Origin of the sequence: Lactococcus allomyrinae (genome assembly GCF_003627095.1) — a bacterium.
Lineage (GTDB): Bacteria > Bacillota > Bacilli > Lactobacillales > Streptococcaceae > Lactococcus > Lactococcus allomyrinae.
Genome location: NZ_CP032628.1, coordinates 23,928 through 37,332 on the forward strand (window position 1 = coordinate 23,928; position 13,405 = coordinate 37,332).

The 13,405-nt window shown below is 37.1% G+C and carries 12 protein-coding genes and 1 pseudogene; 4 read left to right on the top strand and 9 right to left on the bottom strand.

Translation table 11 applies throughout. The features are described from left to right. Positions 1–205: 205 nt before the first annotated feature. From D7I46_RS12990 to D7I46_RS13405, 8 genes are all read right to left on the bottom strand, one after another. Positions 206–727, bottom strand: a complete 522-nt coding sequence (locus D7I46_RS12990) for a hypothetical protein (protein ID WP_120773417.1) — start codon at positions 725–727, stop codon at positions 206–208. Positions 728–788: 61 nt separating this feature from the next. Then, positions 789–2,612: a VaFE repeat-containing surface-anchored protein gene (locus D7I46_RS12995; protein ID WP_162930948.1), complete on the bottom strand. Its 1,824-nt coding sequence runs from the start codon at positions 2,610–2,612 to the stop codon at positions 789–791. 110 nt (positions 2,613–2,722) lie between these two features. Then, entirely contained in the window at positions 2,723–4,516 is a 1,794-nt protein-coding gene (locus D7I46_RS13000) for an MSCRAMM family protein (RefSeq protein ID WP_120773419.1), read from the bottom strand. 167 nt (positions 4,517–4,683) lie between these two features. After that, entirely contained in the window at positions 4,684–5,724 is a 1,041-nt protein-coding gene (locus D7I46_RS13005; protein ID WP_120773420.1) for a cell envelope integrity TolA family protein, read from the bottom strand. A 4-nt stretch (positions 5,725–5,728) separates the two neighbouring features. Continuing rightward, positions 5,729–6,181 (bottom strand): hypothetical protein, encoded by a 453-nt coding sequence (locus D7I46_RS13010; protein WP_120773421.1) that lies wholly within the window; start codon positions 6,179–6,181, stop codon positions 5,729–5,731. Further along, a complete protein-coding gene (locus tag D7I46_RS13015) occupies positions 6,174–6,368 on the bottom strand; it encodes a hypothetical protein (RefSeq protein ID WP_120773422.1) in 195 nt (64 codons plus the stop codon). The genes D7I46_RS13010 and D7I46_RS13015 overlap by 8 nt, the downstream gene beginning before the upstream one ends. Before the next feature lie 639 nt (positions 6,369–7,007). Further along, positions 7,008–7,313, bottom strand: a complete 306-nt coding sequence (locus D7I46_RS13020; protein ID WP_120773423.1) for a hypothetical protein — start codon at positions 7,311–7,313, stop codon at positions 7,008–7,010. Between the two features lie 124 nt (positions 7,314–7,437). Continuing rightward, positions 7,438–7,581: a hypothetical protein gene (locus D7I46_RS13405; protein WP_162930949.1), complete on the bottom strand. Its 144-nt coding sequence runs from the start codon at positions 7,579–7,581 to the stop codon at positions 7,438–7,440. Between the two features lie 710 nt (positions 7,582–8,291). Between D7I46_RS13405 and D7I46_RS13025 the strand changes: the two genes are divergently transcribed. Then, entirely contained in the window at positions 8,292–9,035 is a 744-nt protein-coding gene (locus D7I46_RS13025; protein WP_120773424.1) for an XRE family transcriptional regulator, read from the top strand. A 464-nt stretch (positions 9,036–9,499) separates the two neighbouring features. Here D7I46_RS13025 and D7I46_RS13030 read toward each other — a convergent pair whose 3' ends face one another. Next, the gene (locus tag D7I46_RS13030; RefSeq protein ID WP_240424547.1) at positions 9,500–10,549 is read right to left on the bottom strand and encodes a replication initiator protein A; all 1,050 of its coding nucleotides are present in this window, start codon (positions 10,547–10,549) and stop codon (positions 9,500–9,502) included. A 437-nt stretch (positions 10,550–10,986) separates the two neighbouring features. Here D7I46_RS13030 and D7I46_RS13035 point away from each other — a divergent pair. The 3 genes and pseudogenes from D7I46_RS13035 to D7I46_RS13045 all read left to right on the top strand — a co-directional run bounded on the left by D7I46_RS13035 (position 10,987) and on the right by D7I46_RS13045 (position 13,395). Further along, a pseudogene (locus D7I46_RS13035) lies at positions 10,987–11,833 on the top strand (ParA family protein). A 14-nt stretch (positions 11,834–11,847) separates the two neighbouring features. Then, the gene (locus tag D7I46_RS13040) at positions 11,848–12,147 is read left to right on the top strand and encodes a hypothetical protein (protein ID WP_120773426.1); all 300 of its coding nucleotides are present in this window, start codon (positions 11,848–11,850) and stop codon (positions 12,145–12,147) included. 402 nt (positions 12,148–12,549) lie between these two features. Next, entirely contained in the window at positions 12,550–13,395 is an 846-nt protein-coding gene (locus D7I46_RS13045) for a hypothetical protein (protein ID WP_120773427.1), read from the top strand. Positions 13,396–13,405 lie beyond the last annotated feature (10 nt).

The following is a 13,405-nucleotide window of genomic DNA, read 5'->3' on the forward strand; positions in this document are numbered from 1 at the left end:
TATTTCATGGTTGCTCAATTCTACTCATTGTTCTCATCCCACCAATAAACAATGTAACCCCAAATATACTCCCCTATTCTCTTACTCTTGTAGAAATTATCTTTAATAATTGGTTCTATTTTTTCAATGTTTTTTCCTTTGACAAAATCATTGAGGTTGGCTACGGAGGCATCTTCTATAATTTTAGCGTTTTTTTCATTGTTATTTATTCTCCTTCCTGATAAATAAAATTGACGGTGTAACCTTTAGATTCATACTCTGCTCTCAAACGTTCCGCCTCTCTTTGATTTTCAGCTTCTTGCTTCAATTGTGCTTCTCTTAAAGCCTGTGCCTGATGATTCAAATCTTGTTCACTCACTGCAGGGGCTTGTGAATATTGAGGTATAGATTTTTCTGTTTGAGTGGTGCAGGATTGCGGTGGTTCAACTTTCTCTTGAATTTGGCTTTGTGAGGTGGTTTGAACTGCTTTTTCATTCGTGCTTGCTTTATTTTCCTTCACTTGTGAGCTCCCTTCAGTCTTAGAATGACTTGAAGCACTTGGAGTACTCACTTTTAAAGTTTCATTTTTGGTTGCGACTGCAGAATGGTCTGCACCGAACCCTGAGAGGAAAACAGAAATCATCGCCAAGACGACGACAGAAAAGAGAACAACTGAGGACAAAACAAATAATACGCTCCCGCTTGGGGAGCGAATCAGGTTTTGGAATTGCTTTACATTAAGTTTCATGGTATTTTCTTTCTTATTCAAAAAATAAAAGCAAAAAGATGACTTTTTGCTTTTTCGTTTTTTAAAATTTAATGTGACGTTTAAATTGATTAATTCCTGCCCTCACGGTATGCCGTTTGCGTTCATTAAGAACTACTACAGCAATCAAAGCAACCGTAATCAACCAAGCACCAAGTGCCGTTAGGATTGATTTAGAATCCCCTGTTTTTGGAAGGTAGATATTCAAGAGTTTATCAACTGGTGTTTCTTGTGGAAGGACTTTCCCAAACCATTGGTCTAAGTCTCCAACTTTTTTCTTGGAATAAAGCCCCACACCTGTGATCGTCACTTCATCTCCGTGCAGTTCGCCTGCAGGTAAGACATCAAGTGTGCCTGAACCTAAAATAAATTCTTTTGGTTGTAAAACAAGGAGTTTGCCATCCAATTCAAATTCCCCATCTTTATTGACGGTTAATTTTTTATTGTTAAAGGTAAAACTCATGCCTTTAATGTTAATTGAACCCTGGGTCGTTTTATCCACCACCTTAATATGAGTTAAAGGCTCAGTGCCATTGTTTGTGCCACGGAAATAAATTTCAGTCGAAGCCCCTGACTTGACTTCAAAATAAGTGTCTTCGGTGTCATGGTCATTTTCTCCGATATTGTTATCTTTATCGGTGTGATTCCCATGACCGGCATCAGGGGTTTTTCCATTAGACTTTTCAATATCAATGGAGGGATGAAGGAATTCTACTTCAACGGTTTGTTCGGGATTATTCTTCCAGTTATCCTCTTTAACTACGATTTGGCCTAACTCATCCTTGGCCGTCTCAAGCATCGTATATTTCTTGCCTTGCTCTGGCGTGCTGTCAAAGGCTTGCGTATCCAGCTGCACCACCGCATTACCTTGAAGGTCAGTGGTAAATGGGACCGTGACAGTAATAGCTTGTCCATTTTCATTCAATTTAGGTCGTCCATCAGCCGTATGCACCACCTCACCAGTCATTGTATAGTCAGTGGAGGGAGAAAGGTTCGTCACCACGGCCGTATCATGAATCTTCACTTGACCTACAACAAGCTTTTTATCTCCATCCGCTTCATCCACCGCAGTCGTTTTAATCGTTGGCTGGGTGATAAATTCATCCGCAATCAGCCCTAAATTCGGACGAATCGTTAACGTTTGGTCATCCTTTAGCGTCGCCGTACTTATCGTTTCTTGATGGATCACTTGAGCAGAATCTGACCAACGGAAAGTGAAGGTATAGCTTTCTGCTTTCCCATTTGAATTGGTCTTGAGAACAGCTTTCACATCAATCGGAACAATCGTTTTAGTGCCTTCTGGTGTTTTCGTCTCTACAATTTGATAATGGGCAATCACTCCATCTTTATTAGGCCTTGTTCCTAAAGGAACCTGATAGAAGGCCACTAAGCCATCCGTGGTAAAGCCATTGCCATCTACTGTTGTTCCTGAAGTACATGTATCTCCATTATTGGTAAAACCATAGTTGTCAAACGCAGTTTGCGTGTTCTCATCCATGGCTTTAATCGCAAAGGTTGCATCATTAAGCCCTGTGAGGGAGCTATTAACTTCCAACACCTTAGTAAACATCATGTTCCAAACCAAGGCTTGGTTAGGTAAGTCCTGGTCAATGGTAATGACGGGGGTCTCGTCATTTTGTTTCGCAATCGTAAATTTGTAGGCTTTGGTATTCACCGTTGTCCCATAGCCGGCTTGAGTTTCAATCGCTTGATAGGAACCGCTTGGAAGGTGAGCCACAGCCCAGCGGTTGTCTTTTCCAATTCGAAGCGTTAAATCCCCTTCAATCTCAGGAACAGCGGCTTCGTCTTGCGTGCCTGCCATGATTTCGATGGGCAGTTTTTTAAGTCCATCTTTGAGATTGACCAAGTCGCCCGATTGATGAATGACTTCACCTGAAGCGTTTTTGACCTCCCCATCATAATAAATGGAGAGGTTCGCCCCTTGGATCGTACTGTGCTTGCCTTCACGATCATCCGTCATCGTCTTCTCAAAGACAATATCTCCTGTGACCTCAGTATTCTCACCTGCCGCATGTTCCCAAGCAATGACCTGATCTGCCCCTGATAAGTGAAGGTCACCTCAACAGGTTTGAAGCTATTGGTAAAGCCATCCCCAGCAACAATTTCAAACAGCGTATACTTCTCTCCAAGCACCAGCGGACTGGTTAACGGATTCTCCGTGGTGTTTCCTTCACCTTTTTCATCCAGCGTAAATTGAGTCACGACATTCCCCTTCTTGTCCTTAAGTCCAAGAAGGGTTCCTTTGAATTGATAATCAGAGTTTAAGAGCTCATCCCCATTATATTTGCCTGATTTTTTCACTTTCAACCCACCGACTTGTTTGTTATCAGTGAAGGTCATTTGAGCGGTACCAGCTGTACTGTCTTCTGTGATGACCGTCTCAATCGGATCATTCACCAATGTTCCGGTACTATCGGTGTGGCCTAAGGTATAGGGAGCGGGGACATAAGTTTCTTTTGCTCGAGCTACTGCGCCGACTGGAAAGGCATCTTTAATGATAACGGAGCCATCCGTGCCTGTGGTAACGTCTTTTGCAATCCCTTTTTTAAAGGTGACCGTTCCTGTTTTTGTCCCCTTACTATCTGTGGTATCAAAGGTTCCATTCACGCCTGTATCAATAGTTTTCCCATCCGCAAGGTAGAGCGTTACATCAAACTTAGCCCCTGCAATATTCCCTGAGCCTTGATGGCTCTCCTGCTCGCTTTGTTTCTTAACAATTTTAAGGGAACCGTCGAGGACGACGTTGACGTTAATATCGAAGATCTCTAGAGATGGATCAAAACCAGCATATACAGGTTGGCTGAACACCCCTGTACTGTCTCCTCCAGTAGAATAAATAAACGGTTCATTGCTTTCTGAAAAAGAAGTCATATAACTAATCTTTCCCGAACCAATTTTCGTGGAAGAATTGGCACTTAAAGTGAAATTATTTCCTGAGATAGATGTCTTTAAGCCATTAACTACATCAAGTGGATATTTGAAGTTCGGAAGTACACCATTGGTATCGGTCAAGGTTTTATCCACTCCAACCGTTACTTTGACGGTTTGCCCATCAAAAGAAGGTTTGACTGCCATTGCCTTTGCCTGCGTCGACAATCTATCCGCCTCATCTCGAATTGCTTTTACTGAAGAAGCATGAGGTGCATCATCAATAGAAACGATATCCTTACCTGTCACATTGGCAACCGCCTCCCAAATGGCCACACGAGCACCAGCGTAAAGCGTCCAATTGCTTGCGGCACCTTGAGAAGTCGCAAGATAAGCAATATTATTGACCAAAGCTTGTTGGGTGCTTGACATCTTCTGCCACAAGGCATTCATCTTGTCTTGTTGGGCAGAGGTTCCTCCCGCTGGAATAGGTACCGCTGGATTCAGACAATAGACAGGGGTTCCATCATGAAGCGCTAAATAAGCAATGACCTCAGAATCGCCATTGGAGAGGGTCACGTGTGCAATGGGCTTGCCTAAGGTCGGAATGACGGTGCCTGAGCTTGGAGGTGCCGCATAAGTCAAATTGTTTGCGGCTGGTGTCACCGTATCCTTGACTTGGGCAATAGTCTGTCCCACTGGTGTCACAAAGCGAACACTTGGCGGGGCATTTTTTGCGGCTTGTACATTGAGACTAGGTAAAAACCCACTTAATGTTCCTAAAAGTAAGACCCCTAGCGCACAGAGGACACGCCAAAAATTGCCTGCTCGCCTGCCCCTAAAGGGAAAGCGAGACTTTATTTTTGATTTTCTTTTTTTCATTAAGAAAACCTCCTTGTAAAATATGAAAGATAAAAAGCTGCCTCTCGGGCAGCTCAAACAATAAAAAAACCAGTTTAACGACATAGTGAGGTCGAAAGAAGTGATTAAAGAAAGTAAAAAAACTCCATCAATTGATAGAGTTTCTTACCTTCTTTTATTTTACTAAACTATACTTCTACTTGATAAGCACCATAACTTCCTGGTTTACCATTCACGAGCAAGTCATAAATATGCTCATTGGCATAGTTTAACCCCCAGCTTGAAGCAGAACTGTAATCTGAAAAATCTTTAGTCGCTACAATAACACCAGCACCATTTTTCACCCATGCTCGCCAAACAATCGTCGTAGAAGGCGGTGTTGTACTGCCTCCACCTGTGTTTCCTCCGCTATTGCCCCCTGAGCTGCTGCCTCCCCCTGTATTTCCATTATTGGAATTGCCACCACTATTTCCGCCATTTGAATTATTATTGCCCGTATTATTATTTTGATTGGTATGATTTGACCCTGTATTGTTTGAACCATCATAGTTTGGTGTACTAGGGCTATAACTTGTCCCTGTGCCTGTGGAAGTTGAGCCACTGGATTGAGCAGAGTTATTGTTACTTTGAGCTTGATTGTTATTTGTCGTATCTGCAGTTTTATCCGCTTGTTCTGTTTTGGCTTTAGCAGCATCTTCTGCTTGTTTACGACTCGCATCGTACTGCTTTTGAAGTTCTGCCTTCACATCCGCATCGTTTTTATCCTTAAGCGCATTAATCGCCTCTTGCGCAAGCTTTTGCTTTGCGGAATCTGTCGCATGAGCTTGGTAATCTTTCACAGCTGCACGTGCTTTATTAAGCAGAGATAATCTTGCTGTAATTGGTTTCAAATCAGTGAGGTATTGCTCTTGTTTTGTTTCAGAACTCAATTGAGCAATGGCAGTATTTACTGCTTTAATCGTCGCATCACTTGGGTTTTGGTTGGCTTGGTCAAGAAAGCTTTTAACTTTTTCTTCCGCTTCTGCTTCTTGGGCTTTCTTTTTCTCTAGCGCCTTAACTTTACGCTCATGACTGAGCTTCGACGCTTTTTCTTGCGCTACTTGTTGGGCATGGACTTGATTTTGATGACTTACAACTCCCACAGTAATGCCTCCAAGAATCAGCACCGATAAAACAACCACTCCTGTGATTTTCTGATTTTTTGTCCAAGTCATTGGATTAATTTTCATAAATTTAAGCCTCTCCATTCTCTTTCCACTTCATGAACTCTTTCATCATTCCACTTGCAGTGGCTTCGCTCATTTCAGGGACAAAGATTTCTCTTCCTGTACGAATCCCTTTAAATTGACTTTCAAGCATTTCAGAATAAGTCCCTTGTTCAAACAATGCCTGATTAACTGCTATCATAGGTTGACCATAGGCTTTTCTTTCACAAATTAATTCGCCATCCATTTTGAATGAAGCAATGGTTTGAAAGTCAGCTTCAAAAAATGTTGTGACTGGAATCACTGATTTTTCATTTCCTCTCAACTTCGCTAAAGTACTATTTTTCTCAACATAAGCGGGCAACTCTGATAACTCTGTATCAGATAACCCTTGCTCTGTCCGAGGAGAGTAGATTCTAAACTCAAATTCACTCGCTCTATGTTCTGCCATTACTCGTAAAACATCAATACTCTTAATCATTAGTTTCTCCCTTATATTTTTGACTTTCAATACAACCTCTTATTCCCCAATAAATGTGTCCAATTCCAACAAGGAGCCAACATCCTAGGAACATTCCAATATGCAGCAATACTGTAAAAACGCTAAGCGATATAAGCAAGATTGCTCCTATTCCCAATACAAAAAATGCCATTAAGAAAATTACCATAAGTTTGACTCCTTTTTCATTGTTACCATTGAGTTACATTATAACATTTTTTAACTCGTTTTTTATAAGTTTTCGGTCGTCTTTATTGACGTTAATAATATTTATGCAGGGTTTGTAGATAACCCCTAACTCAGAGGTTCTTTTACGCATTCAGCGACCTCAACTGTGGCACACCCTGACCCGCAGGCAGTAGGTTTTCTCCCAATGTTTTCTCACATCTAGGCGTCCCGACTTTTCTCATTGGCAAGTCTTTCTGTTAGTGGACTGATGACGTATACGTGTCCCTTGACACGGTGTGATTTCACCCAAAAGGAAAGAAGAAAGCCTAATCAACTCACACTCCCCTTTTGCCCCCTTTAGTAGCCACACTGATGAGGGGGGCGGTCATTAACCAAGCTCAATTTATACCATCTTAACCGAGTTAATGCCGACTATTTAGATGTCAAAGGTCTAGTTCCATTTGCTTTGGTTTCTTGTGCTTAACCTACTTCTATTTCCCTTAATACAAAGGGACTGAAGCAACATTCTTAAACTTTAATGTTTCACAAAGCGGGAAATCGGAAATAAAGGAATCGAACCTTGTCAGAATTTTTCTAGCGCTCCCAATGAGCTTATTTCCTTTTTATATTTTGCAACTCATCACTCTTTCTTTTTCCAGAAAGAATATTTTGTTCTTACTTGCCGTATCCCTTTACCTGTCGTATAGAGTGGAGAATTTTGATTCACTCTTTCAGCAATGACGATTTTACCCCATCTAATCTGCATGATTTCCTTAAACACTCTACGATTGGTTAGATTCACATGACAAAATTCTTTTCCCCGTTTGATAATGGCTAAAGGATAAGCGATACGCCCTTGTTCGCCACTTTGGAAAACAATGGTTTTGCCATTCAATCGCCTCAGCTGTCTAGGCTGTAGGATAGCTCCTTTTGAAAAAACATTCATTTCTCTGCTCCTCATTTTTTAATCTAAGACTTTTAACGTTAATTGTTTTTCTTCCACAACCACATCGGCATTCTGAATTTGATCGCACTTCCTACAAATATTTTTATTTTTATTTTTCATGCCTTCACATCTTTTCTAGCTTGTAAATCTCTGTTCGTTGATGTTGTTGGTTGGCAAAGTCTTCTGCTTCTGATTTATTTTCAAAATAATGGCGATGACATTTGCCTCTCTTGCCTAATTTATAACTTGTAATTTGAACCACCCACATTTTATGCTCCTTTGACTTTTTTTAACCGTTAAACGGAAAAACTCTATTTCCATATTGAGAGAATAGAGTGTCATATCTTTAGCAGTTGTTGATTTACTAATATACATCCCATATCTCCCAGTCTGATATTAAAGTCGTTTCTTTATGAAACAACTTTAGGACAAAAAATTAAGTTTTAATAACACTGACAGGAATCGAACCTGCGATAGAGGACAACTGGGATGTCGTATTCTATCATTTCGCCAGTAATCAGTGTTGTCTTTAGCAATTGCTAATACACTAGGAGAGCCCTAGCAATGCCTAATCTGAGGATTTGAACCTCTTAATGAATCACCAGATAAATTTATTCGATTCATGTTCCCATTTGAACAAGATAGGTATAAAAATCACATTTAGATAATAGATGAAAAAATGTTATAATAAAGGTTGAATTTTAAATAAAATAGCCTTCTTTTTTATATTTACATCATCTGAGAATAAGCTATTTTTATCCAGTCCCTCTTGATTTCTTGTTTAACCAAGAGTCCGGAGTTTTTTTGTGAGTTTTAGTTTTTGTGAAGCTCACTTTTTAAACGTGCCATAAAACTTGTTACAGCAAGCTTTATTATGATGTTTTTAATATTTTTCACTAATAAGAGGTATCATTTTTCCCTTACGAATATATAATACCAACTTTTTGTTTGTGTGTCAAGAGAAAGCGAGGTTTTTTTTTGGATATTCAAAAAAGACTTAAAGAAATACGGTTAGAGAGAGGGCTAACGCAAAAAGAATTAGCAAATAAAATAGGTAAAAGTTACCAAATATATCAAACTTGGGAAAATGGTAGTAGAAATCCTAAAGAAGATAATTTAAGACAATTAGCTGATGCACTTGAAGTATCATATGAATATCTAACAGATACTGAAATTTTACCAATCTACCAAAAACTTTCATCAGATAAGAAGAAAAAAACGATTATATATGCTGAATCTCAATTAGAGTTGCAAAAAGAAGACAATAAAATTATTCAATTCAAAAAATCTCTCATATCTTACGAAGTTGAAGAGGAACAAGCTCTTTCAGCCGGCAGAGGACTAAGTTATACCAGTTCTTTGGAAAAAGAGGTTGTTTACTGGGATAAAGAAGTTAAATACGATCGAGCTGTCTGGATTAAAGGGCATTCTATGGAACCTGATTATGAGTATGGACAAGTAGCTTTAATTAGGTATCTGTCGCTCCCTGAATATGATGGGCAAGTTTGTGCAGTTGATAATGTTGAGAGGGGGATGGCTTATATCAAGTGTGTAAATGTTGAGAAAAAAGGCTTTCGACTCGTTTCAATAAATGATGCAACGGATGAATTAGGAAATCCCTTGTTCCTTGATATATTTTTACCTTTTAGTGAAAATCCAAGAATCATAGGAAAAGTGGTTGCTGCTTTTACTCCTATTGATGTTAGTGATGCTTTTTATTAAAAAAAGGACTCCTAAGGAGTCCTTTAATTATTTCTTGTTCTTCAGTAAACCATTATCTAACGGAACTGGCTCAGCCCGAGCTTTAGTGGATATTTTGTCTTATGATATAATATTCTATGGCGCACCTAACCCAGTGTAGAAATGCCTAGGGAGGGGGTGAATGTGTTCATGTTTCAATCAATTATCTTAGTCGTTATCACTTTTGTGGCGAACGTACTTCTTGAAACCTTCAAGTCTTGGCTGAAGAACCGCAAGTACGGAACGAAAAAACGCAATGGGCGCCATTAAATCAGCTTGTTTCCTTAGGGGACAAAGACCGACCTAACCAGTCGGTTTTTTGCATAAAAAAGAGCCTCCAGTAACCAACTGGAAAGCTCTCTAACGTGAATGGTCACGTTTCAATCAATATCTTAACTATATTTTAGCGTCTTTTACTTTTTTTGTCAACTATAGCCCATCTTTACCTACTCAGGCCATTTCATATTATTTTCATTCCAATATTCCGCAAACATATTTGACATCGTCCCATACAAATAATTTTCATGATTTTTAATTTTTATTTCGTTATTCCGAATTGAATTAAAATATCTTCTTAAAGTGTTGAGCATCTTATCTTGTAGTTCTTCTTCGTCAAGGTCAAAAAAGACTTTCAATTCTGAGTGTTCCTTCATCACATCATTTTTTGCATTGAGAATAACCCCAATAAACCTTCTCAGTTGTTGGGGAGTGTTACACCACATTTCTAGTAAGTGAATTGATGCTTCATTCAAGAAAATACTGCGATTTCCACTTTTCAAGAATTGTTTTGAATTTTTAAGCAAATCTTGATTTTGTTTTTTTATTTCAGTCGATGAAAAATTGGAAGAAGAAAAATCTAGTTTTTGAGTATCTTTATTTGTATCTAAAGAAGTATCTAAGATAGTATTATTATATAGATTTAGTGCAAAATTTGCACTTCCGCTCGTATCAAGGGTTTGAGCGGATTCTTCAACGAAGTTCTGCGGAAGTGCAGAATTTGCACTTCCGCTCGTATCAAGGGTTTCAACGAAGTTCTGCGGAAGTGCAGAATTTGCACTTCCGCTTGTATCAAGGGTTTGAGGGATTTTTTGCTCATAATCACCTCTCAAATAGACGTCTGTAGCATCAACTTCTAGTTCAGCTAAATAAAGTCGATTGGCTTCATTTTTTCCTGTTTTAGGATTAAATCCCATTTTCTTTTGGAGTAATAAATTTGCGTTTTCTAATTCTTTTTTGAGATTAATAACAGTTCTAAGTGAGACATCTAATAATTCAGCAAGCTCTTGATTTGTAAAAATAAAATAGACATTACCATCCTCATCAATCCAATTATTTTTTAGAGAATATTCTTCGCGATCCATAAGAACCATGTAAGCTGCTTTGGCACTAAGTGATAAAGTTTTTTTATATTTTTTGCTGTAGTAAAGCACTTTAGGAAATTGAAAAAAAAGTTCCTTGTATCGATTATCAGCTTTTCGGAAGTTAAAAGTGGTCAAAATAATAATTCCTTTCTGCGAGGTTTTGTTATTAGCAATAGAATAACAAAAAAAAGTGTAAAATTCAAATGTTTATTCAAGGTATAGAAATATAGATATTAGTAAATTAGTAAATATCTTTATTTCTATATATGTAAAAATACTAATTTACTAATATCTATAATAGTATCCTTAAAAATACAGATGCAGAGCAAGTTTATAAATTAATATCTATATATAGTAAATTAGAAATTAGTAAATAGAGATATATAGTAATTTCTATATTTAGATAAATACCAATTTACTAATATTTGAATTATGTCAATAAATTGGCTAGGTAACGCCGGCTAAGCAAAGATATCTAAATATATTAATTTAGATATATGTAAATATAGATATTTCTATATTTACATATTAGTATAGATGTGGTATAATATAAAAAAACAAGGAGACAAAAGATGGAACAACTTGAACAAGCAAAACAGTTATTTAAAAGTCGTAAGAAAGCACTAACGATTATCATTGGGAATCAAAAAGGGGGGTTGGAAAAACCACGAATACTTATTTGATAGCTTACACATTAGCAAAGTATGGAATAAAAACTTTGGTTTGTGACCTTGACCCTCAGTCAAATTCTACGAAGGCACTAATTCTTACAAAGTCGCAAAACAGTAATGAGATAATGACGATTGATAAGACATTGATGTGGGGGTTCAGCAACATAATCTAAAAGACTTGCCTATTCCTATCATGGATAATTTAGATTTGTTGCCAAGTTACATAGATTTCGAAGACTTTGCAAAGTACCTATATAAGAACACAAGTAGCGAGTATGAAGAAACTCATTTATTGGAGCCTTTGTTTGAGCCCTTGAAAGAGGATTACGATATAATACTTATTGATGTTCCGCCATTAAGTGTCGAAGTAACAAATAATGCCGTTGTGTTTAGTGATTACGTGCTTATTTCCCTGCAGACACAAGATGACAGTATGACTGGAGCAATTGAGTACATTAAAACACTTGTTAAGCTGAAGATGAAATATGACCTAGATATTGAAGTATTAGGGGCTCTTGCGATGTTATCTAATAGTAGAGGAACAGTTGACAAACTTATTATTGAATCGGCAAAAAAAGAGTGGGGAGAAGACCTTGTTTTTGAAACAGTGATTCCACAGATGGAACGAATCAAAAGATTCAGCATCAATGGTGTGACGGACGAAGACCGTTTTGATAGAAAAGTTTTAGAAATGTATGAGAATGTTGTTTCAGAAATGCTTTCTAAGCTTTTAGAATTTGAAGAATAAGAGGGATTAATACTATGGCAAGAAAAGGATTATTAGAACGCAAGGTTGAGGGAGCAATATCACCAAATCAAAAGTTTGAGAGTGAACCTAGTATAAATATTGTAAAACCAGAGAAAAAGCAGAAGAATCAATTTAAAAATCAGAAAGTTACTCTAAAAGTGTCAGATGAGATTAAGACAAGCTTGGAAGCGATAAAAGTATTGCATAAATTAAAATTTGATTATGAAGCAATTCAATTTTTAATCGATGACTTTACCCAAAATTTGAGTTCAGAAGAAAAACGAAGATATTCAGTTTTAAAAGAAAATTTGTAAGATAAGTAGAAGAAGTTGACAATCTAAAGTGATATGATATAATTTAGTTAACGAATAATATCGTGAGTGTATTCTCACTATTTAACCGAGGGCTGGCAAATTCCCTCGGTTTTTTACTTACTCATCAAAACTACAACATTTACGTTTTGTTAACTTTTAATGAGAAAGCATCTCTTAAAAGTTGCAAACGTTTTTTTGTTATGCTAAAATCAAATTGTGAGATAAATTACGGAATTTTTCGAGAAAATATCATTTATTTCATCTTCAAAGATTCGCTTGTCCAGAAGTTGAATGAGCGATACTGAGATACAGAAAAATAGTAAATTAGACACAATCGTGTTTAGCAGTAGCAAGTTGTAAATTTTTTTACAAGAGAATGAAAGCGCATTTTTTAGGAGGAAAATGAATAAGTTAATTTTATATGGTGGACAAGGGAATGTTCGTTTGACAGACTTAGTACGTTTAACCAAAGATGATGATGGAAAGAATCTTTTAAAGCAATTGGAAAGTTTTGATTCTGAAATGTATGGATACTTTCAAAAAGTTCTAAAAGGTACGGTCCCCTTTAGTGATAATTATGCTTCAATGTTAAGTACATTTTTATATAATGCATGGAGAACTAGCGAAGTAGATTTAAATGAAATATTATACTTTTCATCTCACAGTGCAGGAATTTTCAATGTTTTATTATCTAGTGGCTCAGTAGAATTTGGAGATGTATTAAGATTTATTCAAAGGAGAGCGGATTTAGTAAAATTACATCAGGGTGATGAGGAAATGTGGTTGGTGGTAACACAGTCGTTATCTTTGTTAGAAAACCTTATACAAGAAAAAAAAGAAGTAATAAAATTAGCTATAAAAACTAATGCAACAACAGGTGTAGCAGCATTTTCTGAAAGAAATAAACTCGAAATAGAAAATTTTCTGAAATCTCAGGGTTTACTTGTGAAATTCAAAAAACTAAGTCTAAGAATTCCTTATCATACAGCATTTCTTGATGATATTGCGAAAGAATATAATAGTTTAGTAGATGAGCTTTTTATTAAACAGAATAACCAGTTTAGATACATATACTCTTCAAAAAATCTTGAAAATGAAATTAAAAATCAACTTACTCAAAATTTTAATTGGCAAGGAGTATTGGAGCAGATTGTAGATGAGAATCTAGAAGTTTATGACTTTTCTCCAAATAAATTTATGAAGAAGCAGTTAAAGATGCTTAGTGAGAATGTAAAATTTGGGAATTAATTCAGTGAGG